Here is a 16,071-nt window from a genome sequence, read left to right as displayed (position 1 = left end):
GGCCGGGACTTCTCACTCACGAGTGACCCGGTCGAGGGCGGCGGAGAGCCGCTTGAGCGCCTCGATCACCTGCTCCAGGCCGTCCGGGCCGAGCTCGTCGATCACCCGGTTCGCCAGCGCCTCCAGGTCGGGGCCGATCCGCTCGATCGCGGCCGTGCCCCTGGCGGTGGGCCGCAGCAGCTTGGCCCTGCGGTGGGCGGGATTGGGTTCGTACTCGGCCAGGCCCTCCGCCACCAGCAGATCGGCGACCCGCTGCACGCCCTGCCTGGTCAGCCCCCGTAGCCGGGCGATCCCGGCCACGGACATGGGTTCGTCGAGGACCGCGCTCAGCACCTGCCACCAGGCGACGGTCATCCCCACCGGCCTGGCGAGCGCGTCGCCGACGCCGAGGAACTGCCCGTTGAGGCGGTAGACGGTGAGCGCGGCCTCCGACAGCAGATCTCCTGTCTTGCTCATACGCCCGATGGTGCCATCAGCGCTTCGAAGGCCGAGGCGTCGTTGTGCGCGAACAGCCGATACCAGGCGTCCAGCACCTCGGGGGTGTACAGCTCCAGCTTGGCGAAGATCTCGCGGGCGAAGTCGACCGGTGCGGTGGGCGTGCCCGTGATGAGATCCCCGTCGGTCACGGCGAGCGCTTCGACGTAGTGCTCCGCGCCGCCGTACCCCGGCTGCATCTGCAGGTACGGCAGCGCGGCGCTGGTGTGGGCGCGGGCGTCGAGGATCCCTTCCCGGGCCAATCCGGCCGTCGCGCCGCAGATGGCCGCGACCGGCACGCCCGCCTCCAGGAGCTCGCCGGCCTTGCGGGCGAAGGGGGCGAGCTCGTCGCCCTCGTCCCAGAGCGCGGCGCCGGGCAGGATGAGCATCGCCGCGTCCTCGATCGAGCCGATGGAGACGTCGGGGGTGACGCGCAGGCCGCCCATGGTGGTGACCGGTCCGGTCGTGAGGCCGACGGTGACGAGCTCGTAGCGGCCGGGCTCCCGGTGGTACTGGCCGTTCCTGATGTGGGCGGTGGCGTGCCCGGTCTCCCAGTCCGCCATGGTCTCGTATACCGCGTGGTAGATCGTATTCATGGCAACATGCTGTCATGACGACAACATATTGTCAATTGAGTGGGGGAGAAGTTTCCCGATGACGTCGAGATAGGCTCTCAGGTCGTCGCGGCCCGGCCGGAGGCGTCGCGGCTTCGAGGGATCAGCGAGGAAGGAAGAGATGAGGCACCTGCTGGTGTTCGCCGACCGTGACGCGGCCGAGGAGGTCGCGGAGGCGGTGGCCGAGGAGTTCCCCGCGCTGGAGACCCCCGCGGTGGTGCGGGAGACCCTGGCGGGGGAGGACGACGCCGAGGACGCCCAGTGGGTCGTCGCGGTCGAGGACCCCGAAGACACCCTGGAGCCGGACGATCAGGCCTGGTTGGACGAGCTGGCCGAGCAGTACGAAGGCTGGCGCGAGACGGACTGAGGAGCCGGCCTCCCCGGCCTCAGAGCAGGTCGATCCCCGTCAGGTCGATACGGGACCTCGCTCAGGATCTTCACAGCATCACTCAGGCCCTTCACAGCGAATCCCGGCGATGATCAGGAGCGCCCCGCAGAGCGACGCGTGTCACGGGTGTCGTTGTCCGCGGGCGTTGTCGGGACGGCTGTCCTCCCGCTTCCGGGAGAGCCGTCGCACGGGAAGGAGGGGCTTCGGTGCGGATTCCGGAGGCATCGGGTGGAGCGGTGACGATCGGCGAGCCGGGACGGCGCTGGACGACGGTGCGGAGAATCGCGGCGTACGGAGCGGCTCTCGCGATGCTGCCGTACTTCATCATCAAGATCTTCTGGACGGTGGACGGCCTGCGGGGCGGAGGTCTGCACGAGGGCGCCTGGAGCACGTTGAACTGGGCGGCGATCAACGGCCTGACCGTCGGCATGGCAGGTCTGGCGATCGTGCTCGGCCTGGCGCTGGGCCAGCGGTGGGGCGCGCGGGTCCCCGCGTGGCTGCTGCTGTCGCCCGCGTGGATCGGCATGGGATTCCTGGTCTCGATGATTCCGCTCCTCCCGGTCTCCCTCCTGCTGGCGCAAGACGACTGGGAGGCGACGGGGAGCGCGGCGCTGCCGGCGTGGGAACTTCCGCTGATCGGCCTGTCCTTCACCGGATTCGCGCTCGGACTGGCGGTCGCCGCCCCCCTTTACGCCAGGCAGCGATGGCCGGCCGCGTTCACCGGACGGGTGGACGAGGCCGGGAGCGCGGCGAGCGCGAGCGGACCGCTGCAGGCGACCGCGGCCCGGATCGCGACAGCCGTCTGCGTCGGAATCGGCCTGCCCCAGATCTACTGGGCCCTGGGAGGCGCCGCGGGTCTTGAGCGGCCCGGCTCCGGGGACCTGCGGGGTGGCACCTTCTCACCGCGAACGACGGCGTGTGGGCCCTGATCGCCGCCTGGGGGGTGTGGACCCTGACCCGCCGGCGCAGCCGCATGCGGTTCTGGATCCCCATGCTGCTGACCTGGGTGGCTTCCGGGGCCTTGTTCGCCTGGGGCTCGTGGAAGGCGGTCTTCATGTTCGCGGTCGCGTCCGCGTATCCGTCTCCTGAACACCGATGGACGCTGGCGCTGGAGAACCACGCCGGCGCGCTCGCCGGCCTGCTGCTCCTCGTGGTGCTCCTGCTGCTGCTCGGCGACCGTGAGCACGCGCTTCGTCAGTGAGCCTCATTCATGAGGTCGTGGCCTGGGCGAGCTCTTCGCGGCGGGCGCGTTCGCGGACGGCGTGCTCGTCGGTGCGGGCGTCGTAGTTCCGGAACTTCGGCAGGAGCCCGGCCAGGGCGACGACGGCGCCCACGCAGAGCAGCCCGCCCGCGCCCAGGGAGAAGCGGGTGCCGCCCAGGTGGTCCATCAGGCCGGCCCGGGCGTTGCCCAGCATCGGGCCGCTGGTGTAGGAGAGCAGCTCGATTCCGGCCAGGCGGCCGCGGTAGGAGTCGGGGATGGTCTGGTTCCAGATGGTCGCCCGGAAGACGCCGCTGATCATGTCGGCGGCCCCGGCCAGGGCGAAGAAGGCGAGGATGCCCCACATGTTCGGCATGACGGCGGCCAGCGCCACCGCGATTCCCCACACGAGGGCGGCGACGATCACACCCAGGCCGTGCCGGTGGACGTGGCCGGTCCAGCCGGAGGTGACCGAGGCGATCAGCGAGCCCACGGCGGCGGCGGAGTAGAACAGGCCCAGCGACTCGGGGCTGCCGACCTGGTCGGCGAGGAACGGGTAGAGCGCGGTGGAGAAGGCGAAGACCATCGCCGCGACGTCCACCAGGTAGGTGCCCATCAGGTCGGGGCGGCCCACGGCGTAGCGCACGCCGTCGACCATCGACCTGATCGAGGCGGGGGTCGCGTCCTCGGCCTGCGGCGGGGCCTTCACCAGCCAGAGCAGGATCAGCGAGGCCAGGAAGGTGGCCACGTTGACCGCGTAGGCGGCGGCGACGCCGTACGCGGCGGCGATCAGGCCGCTGAGACCGGGGGCGACGATGGCGCCGAGGTTCCAGCGGAAGGCGCCGAGCGCGGCGGCCGCGGCGAGCTGGTCATGCCGGACGACCCGGGGCATCAGCGATTCGAGGCTGGGCCGCTGCAGGCTGCCGAGCCCGGCCGACAGCGCGCCGACCACGTAGAGAACCCAGACCTGGGGATCCGGGAGCAGCGCGTTGACCAGCAGGATCGTGACGGTGACGCAGAGACCCACCTCGGTGTACAAGATGATCTTCCGGCGGTCGAGCGCGTCCGCGATGGCCCCGCCCCACAGGCCGCAGACCACCATCGGCACGAACTCGGCCGCGCTGACCAGCCCGACCGCCAGCGGCGAGCCGGTGAGCTGCTTCATCTGCAGCGGGACGGCGACCACGGTGAGGAACGTGCCGAACATCCCGATCACCCCCGAGCCGAACAGCAGCCGGAAGTCCCGGGAGTCACGCAGCGGGCTCAGGTCCATCCGCATGCGGCGGAGCAGACCTCTGAGCGAGTAATCAGGATTTTCGGGCACGAACAGCTAGTTTCGGGTCCCGGCCCGCCCGAGGGCAAACGGTTATCGGGCGGGCCGGGGACCTCACGCGCCGAGGACCTCCTTGCGGAGGTGGGTCTTGAGGATCTTGCCGCCGGGGTTGCGGGGCAGCTCGGCCTCGCGGATCCAGAACGTGACCGGGACCTTGAACGGCGCGATCCGCCCGCGCAGGAACTCCTGGAGCTCCTCGGGGGTGGCCGGGGCCTTCAGCCGCACCACCGCGCCGACCTCCTCGCCCAGCTCGTCGTGGGGGATGCCGATCACCGCGGCGTCGTCGATCGCCGGGTGCTCGAAGAGGGCGGCCTCGACCTCGGCGCAGTAGACGTTCTCGCCGCCGCGGATGACCATGTCCTTGGCCCGGTCCACGATGTAGACGAAGCCGTCCTCGTCGATCCGGGCCAGGTCGCCGGTGTGCAGCCAGCCGCCGACGAAGGTCTCGGCGGTGGCCTCGGGGCGGTTCCAGTAGCCCATGATCACGTTCGGGCCGCGCATGCACAGCTCGCCGACCTCGCCGACCGGCAGCTCCTCGCCGAGCGGGTCGGCGATCTTGACGTCGACCACGGCGACCGGCAGGCCGATGCTGTCGGGCTTGGCCGCGTAGTCGGCGCCGGCGTTGTTGATCGCCAGCGCGGTGGTCTCGGTCATGCCGTAGCCGTTGGTCGGGGCCCGGCTCGGCAGCTTCTCCCCGATGCGCTCCAGGAGCTTGGGCGGGGCGGGGGCGCCGCCGTACCCGAGGGAGTTGAGGCTGGAGATGTCGTACTTCTCCAGGTCGGGGTGGGAGAGCAGCTGCCAGACATTGGTGGGCACGCCGCTGATGCCGGTGATCTTCTCGCGCTCGATCAGCTCCAGGGCCTTGCCCGGGTCCCACTTGTACATCAGCACCAGGCCGCCGCCGCTGAACATCGTGGTGGTCATCACCGCGAAGCAGCCGGTCACGTGGAACAGCGGCACGGTGAGCAGGGTGACGCGGCGCTGCCCGGCCGACTCGCCCGGGTCCTTGCCGGCCCGGACCACGGCGCGCAGCAGGCTGTAGGCCACGGTCAGGGGGGACTGGCCGACGTTGCGGTGGCTGCCGAGCGCGCCCTTGGGCACGCCGGTGGTGCCGGAGGTGTAGAAGATGGTGGCCGGATCGTCGGGGGAGAGCTCGACCTCCGGCAGCGTCACGTCCGCCGCGACCTCGCCGAGCACGTCCTGGAAGGAGCGGGCGCCCTCGGGGACCTCGCCGCGCGTCACGATCAGCGCCGGGCCCGCGCCGGCGAGCAGGGCGGCGCGCTCGCCGTCGGCGATGAGCACCTTGGAGCCGGAGTTCGACAGGCCGAACTCCAGTTCCGGCCTGGTCCACCAGGCGTTGAGCGGTACGGCGATCGCCCCGGCGGCCAGCGCGGCGGAGAAGGAGACCACCCACTCGGGGTAGTTGCGCATGGCGATGGCGACCCGGTCGCCCTTGGCGACGCCGTACTCCTCCACGAGGCGCCGCGCCAGCGTGGCCGCCCGCCGGAAGTGCTCCTCGTAGGTGATGTGCTCGTCCTCGTAGGTCAGGAATACCTTGTCACCGTGGAACCGGCTCATCTCCAGGAGAGCGCGGAAGTGCGCGGGGGCGTGCTTCCAGGTCCTGACCGTGCCGCCCTGGCCGGGGACCTCCTCCATCTCGAAAAGCTGTCCGGGACCGGTGAGCTGGGCCTGGACCTGGTCGTGGGTGACAGTCATGCGTTGTACTCCCCGGGTGTGGAGGGACCGGAAACGTCACGATACCGACCGGTAGGTACGCGCAACAGGGCTGAAATGTCACGAAACATTCAGTCGGCACGCCCATTCATCGGTGATACCCATCCGGCGGCTTTCCGTCCCTGCTCGCGGGGGTGGAGCCGTCTCGTCGCCCGAGCATCGCCTTGCATAAAAATCCTGAACATTGCATAATCTCTCTAGCAAATCTATGAACGGCCATGCATAAGCATGCAAAGATCGGGGGACGGATGAGAGCGGCGATCGCCGGTGCCAGCGGCTATGCCGGAGGCGAGCTCCTGCGCCTGCTCCTGTCCCACCCGGGCATCGAGATCGGCGCGCTGACCGCGGGCTCCAACGCGGGCACCCTCCTGGGCGCGCACCAGCCCCACCTCGCCCCGCTGGCCGGCCGGCCGCTGCTGGAGACCACCGCCGAGACCCTCGGCGGCCACGACGTCGTCTTCCTCGCCCTCCCGCACGGCCAGTCCGCCGCCATCGCCGAGCAGCTCGGGCCCGACACGCTGATCGTCGACTGCGGCGCCGACTTCCGCCTGACCGACCCCGCCGCGTGGGAGCACTTCTACGGCGGCGCGCACGCGGGCACCTGGCCGTACGGCCTGCCCGAGCTGCCCGGCCAGCGCGAGCGGCTCCGCGACACCCGCAGGATCGCCGTCCCCGGCTGCTATCCCACCGCCGTCACCCTGGCCGTGTTCCCCGCCCTGGCCGCCGGCCTCGCCGCGCCCGACGTGGTCGTGGTCGCCGCCACCGGCACCAGCGGGGCCGGCAAGTCCCTCAAGCCGCACCTGCTGGGCAGCGAGGTCATGGGCTCGGTCAGCGCCTACGGCGTCGGCGGCACGCACCGGCACACCCCGGAGATGGAGCAGAACCTGGCGGCCGTCGCGGGCGAGCCGGTGACGGTCTCCTTCACCCCGATGCTGGCCCCGATGAGCCGCGGCATCCTCGCCACCTGCACCGCCCCCGCCCGGCCCGGCGTGACCGCCGAGGCCCTGCGCGAGGCCTACGAGCTCGCGGCCAAGGACGAGCCGTTCCTGCGGCTGCTGCCCGCCGGGCAGTGGCCCGCCACCTCGATGACCCTCGGCGCCAACACCGCCGCCCTCCAGGTCGCCCTGGACGAGCGCGCCGGGCGCGTCGTGGTCGTCATCGCCATCGACAACCTCACCAAGGGCACGGCGGGAGGCGCGGTCCAGAGCGCCAACCTCGCGCTGGGCCTGCCCGAAGAGCTCGGCCTTCCTCTCAATGGAGTCGCCCCATGAGCGTGACCGCCCCCCTCGGCTTCCGGGCCGCGGGCATCGCCGCCGGCATCAAGACCGGCGGCGCCCGCGACCTGGCTCTCGTCGTCAACGACGGCCCGTCCCGCGCGGCGGCCGGCGTCTTCACCGCCAACCGCGTGAAGGCCGCCCCCGTGCTCTGGTCGGCGCAGGTCTTGGCCGGGGGCCGGGTCCGAGCGGTCGTCCTCAACTCCGGCGGCGCCAACGCCTGCACCGGACCGCTCGGCTTCCAGGACACCCACGCCACCGCCGAGAAGGCCGCCGCCGTGCTGGACGACTCGGCCGGCGAGATCGCGGTCTGCTCCACCGGCCTGATCGGCGAGCGGCTGCCGATCGACACCCTGCTCGACGGGGTGGACATCGCGGCCTCCCAGCTCAGCAGGGACGGCGGCCTGGCCGCCGCCGACGCCATCCGCACCACCGACACCGTCTCGAAGATCTCCTTCAAGCGGGGCGAGGGCGGCTACATGGTCGGCGGCATGGCCAAGGGCGCGGGCATGCTCGCCCCCGCGCTGGCCACCATGCTCTGCGTGATCACCACCGACGCCGAGCTGACCTCCGAGCAGCTCGACGCGGTGCTCCGCAAGGCGACGCGCGTCACCTTCGACCGGCTCGACTCCGACGGCTGCATGTCCACCAACGACACCGTGCTGCTGCTGGCCAGCGGCGCCTCCGGCGTCGTCCCCGACCTCGCCGAGTTCGAGAAGAAGATCACCGAGGTCTGCGCCGATCTCGCCCGCCAGCTCCTGGTGGACGCCGAGGGCGCCTCCAAGGCCATCGCCATCGAGGTCGTCGGCGCCGCCTCGGAGGAGGACGCGGTCACCGTCGGCCGCGCCGTCTCCCGCTCGAACCTCCTCAAGTGCGCCATCCACGGCGAGGACCCCAACTGGGGCCGGGTGCTCTCGGCGGTCGGCACCACCGACGCCGTCTTCGAGACCGACCGGCTCAACGTCGCCATCAACGGCGTCTGGATCTGCCGGGGCGGCGCCGCCGGGGACGACCGCTCCAAGGTCGACCTGCGCCCCCGCGACGTGACGATCACCGTCGACCTGTCGGCCGGGCCGCACTCGGCGACGGTGCACACCACCGACCTCACCGCGGCCTACGTCCACGAGAACTCGGCGTACTCGTCATGAGCGCCGAAGGAACGGGGACCGGCGGCGCCAACGGGATGCGGGTCGACGGAGCCCTCTCCAAGGCCACCACGCTGATCGAGGCGCTGCCCTGGCTGGCCCGCTTCCAGGGCGCGACCGTCGTCATCAAGTACGGCGGCAACGCGATGACCGAGGAGCACCTGCGGGAGAAGTTCGCCGACGACGTCGTCTTCCTGCGCTACGCCGGGCTCAAGCCGGTCATCGTGCACGGCGGCGGCCCGCAGATCAACGCCCAGCTCGACCGGCTCGGCATCGAGTCCACCTTCACCGCCGGCCTGCGGGTCACCACCCCCGAGGCGATGCAGGTGGTCAGGATGGTCCTGGTCGGCCAGGTCAACCGCGACGTGGTCGGGCTGATCAACCGGCACGGCCCGCTCGCCATCGGCATGTCCGGCGAGGACGCCCACCTGTTCACCGCCGAGCGCAAGCACGCCGTCGTCGACGGCGCCAAGGTGGACATCGGCCAGGTCGGCGAGATCGTCCGGGTCGAGGCCGGGGCCGTGCAGGCGCTGCTGGACGACGGGCGCATCCCGGTGATCTCCTCCGTCGCCCGCGGCGAGGACGGCACCGTCTACAACGTCAACGCCGACACGGCCGCCGCGGCGCTCGCCGTGGCGCTGCGGGCGTCCAAGCTGATCGTCCTGACCGACGTCGAGGGCCTCTACCGCAACTGGCCGGAGAGCGACGAAGTGATCAGCCGCCTCACCGCGGGCGAGCTGGAGGAGCTCCTGCCGAACCTGTCCAGCGGCATGGTGCCCAAAATGGAGGCGTGCCTCTCCGCCGTCCAGGGCGGCGTGCCCCAGGCGCACGTGCTCGACGGCCGGGTGCCGCACGCCGTACTGCTGGAGATCTTCACCGACGAGGGCATCGGGACGATGGTGCTGCCCGGCGCCGCCTCCGAGGCCGCCCCCGCGGTCGCCGTGCCGGACCTGGTCAAGCGCAGGCTGACCGCCACCATCAGACTGAACGGGAGCGACACGTGAGCAGCCTGTACGACCGGTTCGAAGCCGCCTTCATGCCCAACTACGGCGTGCCCCCGGTGGCGCTGGCCCGCGGCGAGGGCTGCGAGGTCCGGGACGCCGACGGCAACCGCTACCTCGACATGATCGGCGGCATCGCGGTCAGCTCCCTCGGCCACGCCCACCCCGCGCTCGTCGAGGCCGTCTCCCGCCAGGTCGCCACCATCGCGCACACCAGCAACCTGTTCCTGAACGAGCCCGAGGTGCTGCTCGCCGAGCGGCTGATCGGCCTGCTCGGCGGCCAGGCCCGGGTCTTCCTCGCCAACTCCGGCACCGAGGCCAACGAGTGCGCCCTCAAGCTGGCGCTGAAGTACGGCAAGGCCACCGGCCGCACCTACGTCGTCGCCGCCGAGAACGCCTTCCACGGCCGCACCCTGGGTGCGCTCTCGCTGACCGGCAAGCCCTCGATCCGCGACCAGTTCGGCCCCTTCCCGACCGACGTCCGCTTCGTCCCGTACGGCGACGCCGACGCGCTCAAGAACGCCGTCACCGACGGGTGCGCCGCCGTCTTCCTGGAGCCCACCCAGGGCGAGGCCGGAGTCGTGCCCCCGCCGGACGGCTACTTCCGGGCCGCCCGCGAGATCTGCACCGCCTCCGGGGCGCTGCTGGTCGCCGACGAGATCCAGTCCGCGATCGGCCGGACCGGCCACTGGTTCGCCCACCAGCACGAGGGCGTGCTGCCCGACATCCTGACCCTGGCCAAGGGCCTGGGCGGCGGCATGCCGATCGGCGCCTGCGTCGGTTTCGGGGCGGCCGGTACGATCTTCGCCAAGGGCGACCACGGCTCGACCTTCGGCGGCAACCCCGTCTCGGCCGCCGCCGCGCTGGCCGTACTCGACACCATCGAGAACGACGGCCTGCTGGAGCACGTCCGCACGGTCGGCGCCGAGCTCGCCGACGGCATCGCCGCGATCGGGCACCCGCTGCTCAAGGGGGTGCGCGGCCGGGGCCTGTGGCTCGCGCTCGTGCTCACCGCCGGCCGCTCCGCCCGGGTCCAGGCCGCCGCGCAGAAGGCGGGCTTCCTGGTCAACGCCCTGCAGCCCGACGCGGTACGGCTCGCGCCGCCGCTGATCATCACCTCCGAGCAGGTCGCGACGTTCGTGGCCGCGCTCCCCGCGATCCTCGACGAGGCCTCCCGTGACTAGACACTTCCTCAAGGACGACGACCTGACCCCCGCCGAGCAGGCCCAGGTGCTCGACCTGGCCGAGGCGATGAAGAAGGACCGGTTCGGCTACCGCCCCTTCGAGGGGCCCAAGACCGTCGCGGTGCTCTTCGACAAGCACTCCACCCGCACCCGCGTCTCCTTCAGCGTCGGCATCGGCGAGCTGGGCGGGCTCCCGCTCGTGCTGGACGCCGGCTCCTCCCAGATGGGCCGGGGCGAGTCCGTCGAGGACACCGCCCGGGTGCTGGAGCGCCAGGTCGCGGCCATCGTGTGGCGGACCGCCGGGCAGGAGCGGATCGAGGCCATGGCCTCCGCCTCGTCCGTCCCCGTGGTCAACGCCCTCACCGACGAGTACCACCCCTGCCAGATCCTCGCCGACCTGCAGACCGTCCGCGAGCGCTTCGGCAGGAGCGCCGGGCTCACACTCGCCTACTACGGCGACGGCGCCAACAACATGGCCCACTCCTACCTGCTCGGCGGGGCCACCGCCGGGATGCACGTGCGGATCTGCGCCCCCGAGGGCTACCGGCCCGACCGGGTGATCGTGGCCCGCGCCGCCGAGATCGCCGAGGGCACCGGCGGCAGCGTCGCCGTGCTCGACGACCCCCTCGCCGCCGCCGGGGGCGCCCACGTGATCACCACCGACACCTGGGTCTCCATGGGACAGGACGGCAAGGAGGAGCGCATCGCCGCGCTCATGCCGTACCAGGTGAACGCGGCCGTGACGGACGCCGCCGCGGACGACGCGATCGTGCTGCACTGCCTGCCCGCCTACCGGGAGCTGGAGATCACCGCCGAGGTCATCGACGGCCCGCGCAGCCTCGTGTGGGACCAGGCCGAGAACCGCCTGCACGCCCAGAAGGCCCTGCTGCACTGGCTGGCCACCGGGGGCGGGTCATGATTCCCATGACCAAGGCCGCCCGCCAGGCGCGGATCGCCGAACTGCTGCAGCGCCAGGCCGTGCGCTCCCAGCCGGAGCTGGCCAAGCTCCTGGCCGAGAGCGGGGTCGAGGTCACCCAGGCCACCCTCTCGCGGGACCTGGACGAACTCGGCGCGCTCAAGCTCCGCGCCGAGGACGGCTCCCTGGTCTACGCCCTGCCGGGCGAGGGCGGCGGGCGCATCCCGCTGGCCAGGCTGGGCACCGGGGAGTCCCCGGCCGCCCGGCTCTCCCGCCTGGCCGAGGAACTGCTGGTCTCCGCGGAGGCGTCGGCGAACCTCGTGATCGTCCGCACCCCGCCGGGCGCCGCCCAGTTCCTCGCCTCCGCCATCGACCACGCCGACTGGGAGTCGATCCTCGGCACGGTGGCCGGGGACGACACGATCCTGGTGATCACCCGGGACCCGACGGGCGGCGCGCCGGTCGCCGACGCGCTGCTCCGCCTCGCCGACCGGCGCAGCTAGGGGTGCGGTCCCGCGCCGCGGGGCCGCATCCGACATGACTTTGACAGAAGACTGCTTGGAGCAAGAGAACCATGAGTGACCGGGTCGTACCCGCCTGCTCCGGAGGTCCCGACGCCTCCGCGGCAACCCTTCTCCCCGCCGGCCGAGACCGCCTCCACCGGGACGCGCGGTTGGACTGATCAGGGTGCCGGATGGCCGGGGCGGTTCCCTCCCAACCTGGGGGCGGGCCCGCCGGGCATCCTTTAGTGTCGCGGATTGAACTGGGAGGAGAAGAACGGTGACTGATGGTGGCAAGCCGATGCGGCTGTGGGGCGGGCGGTTCGAGGGAGGACCCGCCGACGCGCTGACCCGGCTCTCGGTGAGCGTGCACTTCGACTGGCGGCTGGTGCCGTACGACCTGCTGGCCTCGCGCGCGCACGCCCGGGTGCTGCACCGCGCGGGGCTGCTCACCGAGGACGAGCTGGGACGCATGATCGGCGCCCTGGACGACCTGGAGCAGGCCTGCAAATCGGGCGACTTCCGGCCGACCGTGGCCGACGAGGACGTGCACACCGCGCTGGAGCGCGGCCTGCTCGAGCGCCTGGGCGCCCTCGGCGGCAAGCTCCGCGCCGGCCGTTCCCGCAACGACCAGATCGCCACCGACCTCCGGCTGTACCTGCGCGACCACGTCAGGACCATCGTGTCCCGCGTGGTCGAGCTGGAGACCGCGCTGATGAGCCAGGCCGAGGCGCACGCCGAGACGGCCGCCCCCGGAATGACCCACCTGCAGCACGCGCAGCCGGTCTCCTTCGGCCACCAGCTCCTGGCGCACGTGCACGCCTTCGCCCGCGACATCGACCGGCTGCGCGACTGGGACCGGCGCGCGGCCGTCTCCCCGCTCGGCTCCGGCGCGCTGGCGGGCTCCTCGCTCCCGCTCGACCCGCAGGCCGTCGCCGCCGAGCTGGGCTTCGACTCCGCCGCCCCCAACTCGATGGACGCCGTCGCCGACCGCGACTTCGCCGCCGAGTTCCTGTTCTGCGCCGCGATGATCGGCACGCACCTGTCGCGGCTGGGCGAGGAGATCGTCCTGTGGGCCTCGCAGGAGTTCCGCTGGATCGAGATGGACGACGCCTACTCCACCGGCTCGTCGATCATGCCGCAGAAGAAGAACCCCGACGTCGCCGAGCTCGCCCGCGGCAAGAGCGGCCGCCTCATCGGCAACCTCATGTCGCTGCTGACCACGCTCAAGGGCCTGCCGCTGACCTACAACCGCGACCTGCAGGAGGACAAGGAGCCGGTGTTCGACTCCGTCGACACCCTGCTGCTGGTGCTCCCGGCGATGGCCGGGCTGGTCTCCACGATGCGCGTCAACACCGCCAAGCTGGAGGCCTCGGCGCCCGACGGGTTCGCCCTCGCCACCGACCTGGCCGAGCTGCTGGTCCGCAAGGGCGTCGCGTTCCGCGACGCGCACGAGGCGGTCGGCCATCTGGTGGTCTGGTGCCAGGTCAACGACAAGGACCTCGACGAGCTCACCGACGAGGAGCTCGCCAAGGTCTCGCCGCACTTCACGCCCGACACGCGCGAGGTCCTCTCGGTCCCGGGCGCGCTGGCCGCCCGCAAGGCCCACGGCGGTACGGCGCCCGACCGCGTCCGCGACCAGCTGGCGGTCCTGCGCGAGGACGTCGACGCCCAGGCGGCATGGGCGAGCGGCAGCTGACGCCGCCGGAGGGGCCCGGCTCCGACGGACGGCCGACGCCGCCGGACCGGCCCGGCTCCGACGGACGGCCGACGCCGCCGGACGCGCCGGGCCTCGCCGGGACCGTTCCGCTGGAGCGGGGCTTCTTCGACCGGCCCGCGCACGAGGTCGCCCCGGACCTGCTGGGAAGGGTGCTCGTGCACGGGCCCGTCGCGCTGCGGCTGACCGAGGTCGAGGCGTACGGCCTGCAGGGGGAGGACCCCGCGGCCCACACGTACCGGGGACTGACGCCGCGCAACGCGGTGATGTTCGGGCCGCCCGGCCACGTGTACGTCTACTTCACCTACGGCATGCACTTCTGCGCGAACCTGGTCTGCCTCCCCGAGGGCGTCGGCTCGGGCGTGCTGCTGCGGGCCGGAGAGGTGATCGCCGGGATCGAGACCGCCGCGGCGCGGCGGAGCGCGGGCACCGGCCGCGGCGTCCCCCCGCGGGACCTGGCCCGCGGGCCCGCGCGCCTGGCCGTGGCGCTCGGCTTCGCCCGGGAGCACAACGGGCTCGACGCCTGCTCGCCGGGCGGGGCGAACACGATCGGGAACGATTCGACCGGCGGGGCGGCGGTGGAGCCCGGGAGGCTGGCCGTACTCGAAGGAGATCCTCCCGGCGCGGATCTGATCAGATCGGGGCCGCGCACGGGGGTCGCGTCGGGGAAGGAGACGCCCTGGCGTTTCTGGATCGACGGCGACCCCACGGTCTCGCCGTACCGGCCGCACGTCCCGCGCCGCCGGACCTCGTGACCATCGGGTCTCCCGGGCCGGCGCGGCGCCTTCCCGCCCCTTCCGGTCCCGCCTTTCACCGCGATGCCGGGGCGGGTGCGGACCGGCTACGCTAGGCCCGGGATACCTGGATCACTCAGGTGACTCGGGAAACCAGAGACGCTGTAGGGCGAAGCCGTACATGACCCTCCGAGCATAGGAAAGCAAGGATTGTGACCGACATTCTGGATGACCTCGCCTGGCGCGGCCTGATCGCGCAGTCCACCGACGTCGACGCCCTGCGGGCGCAGATGGCCGAGGGTCCGATCACGGTCTATTGCGGCTTCGACCCCACCGCGCCCTCCCTGCACGTCGGCAACCTGGTGCCGCTGCTGACCCTGGCCCGCTTCCAGCAGGCCGGCCACCGGGCCATCGGCCTGGTGGGGGGCGCCACGGGCCTGATCGGAGACCCCAGCGGCCGCAGCACCGAACGCTCGCTCAACTCCTCGGAGGTCGTGGCCGAGTGGGTCGCGCGCATCCGGGTGCAGGTCGAGAAGTTCCTGGACCTGTCCGACGAGTCCCGCGGATTCATGGTCAGCAACCTCGACTGGACCGAGGGCATCTCCGCGATCGAGTTCCTGCGCGACGTCGGCAAGCACTTCCCGGTCAACCGCATGCTCGCCCGCGAGTCGGTCTCGGCCCGGCTGGCCGGTGAGGGGCTCAGCTACACCGAGTTCAGCTACCAGATCCTGCAGGCCAACGACTACCTGGAGCTGCACCGGCGCTACGGGTGCGCGCTGCAGATCGGCGGCAGCGACCAGTGGGGCAACATCACCGCCGGCACCGACCTGATCCGCCGGGTGACCAGTGACCACGTGCACGCGCTGACCGTGCCGCTGATCACCAAGGCCGACGGCACCAAGTTCGGCAAGACCGCCGGCGGCGCGGTCTGGCTCAACCCGGAGATGACCTCGCCGTACGCCTTCTACCAGTTCTGGCTGAAGGCCGACGACCGGGACGTGGTGAAGTTCCTGAAGATCTTCAGCTTCAAGTCCCGCGAGGAGATCGAGGAACTGGAGAAGGCCGTGGCCGAGCGGCCCGCCGCCCGCGAGGCGCAGCGCGCGCTGGCCGAGGAGTTCACCACCCTTCTGCACGGCGCCGACGAGTGCGCCGCGGCGATCGCGGCCTCGGCCGCGCTGTTCGGCCGGGGCTCGCTGGAGGAGCTGCCCGCGAGCACCCTCGGGGCGGCGCTGGCGGAGGTGCCGCGGGCGGAGGTGGCCGCGCTGGGCGCGCCGTTCGTGGACCTGCTGGCCGAGACGGGGCTGGTGAAGTCGAAGTCCGAGGCACGGCGCGCGGTCAAGGAAGGCGGCGCCTACCTCAACAACGCCAAGGTCACGGACGAGGCCTACGTGCCGGCCGCAGAGGACCTGCTGCACGGCCGCTACCTGGTGCTGCGGCGGGGCAAGACGTTCGGCGCGATCGAGGTCGTCTGATCGTTGCGGCGAGGACTCCTGTGACGAGCGCCCCGGCTCCGGCCGGGGCGCTCTGTCGTTCGAGGGGCCGGTGGCTGCCGTACGGCCGCCTCACGGACCGGGCGGTGAAGACACTCATGTGCTGACTGCTCGGTAACGTTCTGGTAGCGGGTCGGCCTCCAGAGACTCTGGAAAGCCGGTGACCTGCAAGTTCGCCCGGAGGAATTGATTTGACGCGATCCGGGAGGCCGCCTAAAGTTTTCAGAGCCCGGGAGCGAGCCGGACGCCTACGCGGCGGACGGGCCCCAGGGCGGCCCCCTCACCGACGAACCTGAGTGTTCGCCCCCTGTCTATGCCTCCGGGAAACCAGGCGATTGGACAAGAAGCGAATGCCAGGGTAAGTTAAGA

General features: G+C 71.9%; 16 protein-coding genes. 12 read left to right on the top strand and 4 right to left on the bottom strand.

Annotated elements, in window-relative coordinates; genetic code table 11:
* Window positions 1-12 precede the first annotated feature (12 nt).
* Window positions 13-456, bottom strand: coding sequence for a MarR family winged helix-turn-helix transcriptional regulator (locus tag Plo01_RS27655; RefSeq protein ID WP_203893631.1), 444 nt, complete (start codon window positions 454-456; stop codon window positions 13-15).
* Window positions 453-1,070 carry a type 1 glutamine amidotransferase family protein gene (locus tag Plo01_RS27650; protein ID WP_203893630.1) on the bottom strand — a complete coding sequence of 206 codons (618 nt, stop codon included), beginning with the start codon at window positions 1,068-1,070 and terminating at the stop codon, window positions 453-455. The genes Plo01_RS27655 and Plo01_RS27650 overlap by 4 nt, the downstream gene beginning before the upstream one ends.
* A 139-nt stretch (window positions 1,071-1,209) precedes the next feature.
* On the opposite strand from Plo01_RS27650, the gene Plo01_RS27645 reads away from it, so the two are divergent.
* From Plo01_RS27645 to Plo01_RS27635, 3 genes are all read left to right on the top strand, one after another.
* Window positions 1,210-1,455, top strand: a complete 246-nt coding sequence (locus Plo01_RS27645) for a hypothetical protein (RefSeq protein ID WP_203893629.1) — start codon at window positions 1,210-1,212, stop codon at window positions 1,453-1,455.
* Between the two features lie 227 nt (window positions 1,456-1,682).
* A complete protein-coding gene (locus Plo01_RS27640) occupies window positions 1,683-2,405 on the top strand; it encodes a hypothetical protein (protein WP_203893628.1) in 723 nt (240 codons plus the stop codon).
* Window positions 2,393-2,677 (top strand): hypothetical protein, encoded by a 285-nt coding sequence (locus tag Plo01_RS27635; RefSeq protein ID WP_203893627.1) that lies wholly within the window; start codon window positions 2,393-2,395, stop codon window positions 2,675-2,677. The genes Plo01_RS27640 and Plo01_RS27635 overlap by 13 nt, the downstream gene beginning before the upstream one ends.
* Before the next feature lie 7 nt (window positions 2,678-2,684).
* Here Plo01_RS27635 and Plo01_RS27630 read toward each other — a convergent pair whose 3' ends face one another.
* Window positions 2,685-3,953, bottom strand: a complete 1,269-nt coding sequence (locus Plo01_RS27630; protein WP_239317177.1) for an MFS transporter — start codon at window positions 3,951-3,953, stop codon at window positions 2,685-2,687.
* A gap of 108 nt (window positions 3,954-4,061) precedes the next feature.
* On the bottom strand, window positions 4,062-5,723 hold the full coding sequence (locus Plo01_RS27625; RefSeq protein ID WP_203893626.1) for a class I adenylate-forming enzyme family protein: 1,662 nt from the start codon (window positions 5,721-5,723) through the stop codon (window positions 4,062-4,064).
* A gap of 266 nt (window positions 5,724-5,989) precedes the next feature.
* Between Plo01_RS27625 and argC the strand changes: the two genes are divergently transcribed.
* From argC to tyrS, 9 genes are all read left to right on the top strand, one after another.
* Window positions 5,990-7,012: an N-acetyl-gamma-glutamyl-phosphate reductase gene (argC, locus tag Plo01_RS27620; RefSeq protein ID WP_203893678.1), complete on the top strand. Its 1,023-nt coding sequence runs from the start codon at window positions 5,990-5,992 to the stop codon at window positions 7,010-7,012.
* Window positions 7,009-8,163 (top strand): bifunctional glutamate N-acetyltransferase/amino-acid acetyltransferase ArgJ, encoded by a 1,155-nt coding sequence (gene argJ, locus Plo01_RS27615; protein ID WP_203893625.1) that lies wholly within the window; start codon window positions 7,009-7,011, stop codon window positions 8,161-8,163. The genes argC and argJ overlap by 4 nt, the downstream gene beginning before the upstream one ends.
* Window positions 8,164-8,198: 35 nt before the next feature.
* The gene (argB, locus tag Plo01_RS27610; protein WP_203893677.1) at window positions 8,199-9,164 is read left to right on the top strand and encodes an acetylglutamate kinase; all 966 of its coding nucleotides are present in this window, start codon (window positions 8,199-8,201) and stop codon (window positions 9,162-9,164) included.
* A gap of 32 nt (window positions 9,165-9,196) precedes the next feature.
* On the top strand, window positions 9,197-10,345 hold the full coding sequence (locus tag Plo01_RS27605) for an acetylornithine transaminase (RefSeq protein ID WP_239317196.1): 1,149 nt from the start codon (window positions 9,197-9,199) through the stop codon (window positions 10,343-10,345).
* On the top strand, window positions 10,338-11,264 hold the full coding sequence (gene argF, locus Plo01_RS27600; RefSeq protein ID WP_203893623.1) for an ornithine carbamoyltransferase: 927 nt from the start codon (window positions 10,338-10,340) through the stop codon (window positions 11,262-11,264). The genes Plo01_RS27605 and argF overlap by 8 nt, the downstream gene beginning before the upstream one ends.
* Window positions 11,261-11,764 carry an arginine repressor gene (locus Plo01_RS27595; protein ID WP_203893622.1) on the top strand — a complete coding sequence of 168 codons (504 nt, stop codon included), beginning with the start codon at window positions 11,261-11,263 and terminating at the stop codon, window positions 11,762-11,764. Before argF ends, Plo01_RS27595 begins: the two co-directional genes overlap by 4 nt.
* Window positions 11,765-12,062: 298 nt before the next feature.
* Window positions 12,063-13,460 carry an argininosuccinate lyase gene (gene argH, locus Plo01_RS27590; protein WP_239317194.1) on the top strand — a complete coding sequence of 466 codons (1,398 nt, stop codon included), beginning with the start codon at window positions 12,063-12,065 and terminating at the stop codon, window positions 13,458-13,460.
* Window positions 13,442-14,233: a DNA-3-methyladenine glycosylase gene (locus tag Plo01_RS27585; RefSeq protein WP_203893620.1), complete on the top strand. Its 792-nt coding sequence runs from the start codon at window positions 13,442-13,444 to the stop codon at window positions 14,231-14,233. The genes argH and Plo01_RS27585 overlap by 19 nt, the downstream gene beginning before the upstream one ends.
* Before the next feature lie 191 nt (window positions 14,234-14,424).
* Entirely contained in the window at window positions 14,425-15,684 is a 1,260-nt protein-coding gene (tyrS, locus tag Plo01_RS27580) for a tyrosine--tRNA ligase (RefSeq protein WP_203893619.1), read from the top strand.
* Window positions 15,685-16,071: the final 387 nt, after the last annotated feature.

The organism is Planobispora longispora (genome assembly GCF_016863135.1).
GTDB lineage: Bacteria > Actinomycetota > Actinomycetes > Streptosporangiales > Streptosporangiaceae > Planobispora > Planobispora longispora.
The sequence above is the reverse complement of the archived record's forward strand: the minus strand, read 5'-3'. Positions and strand labels throughout refer to the sequence as shown.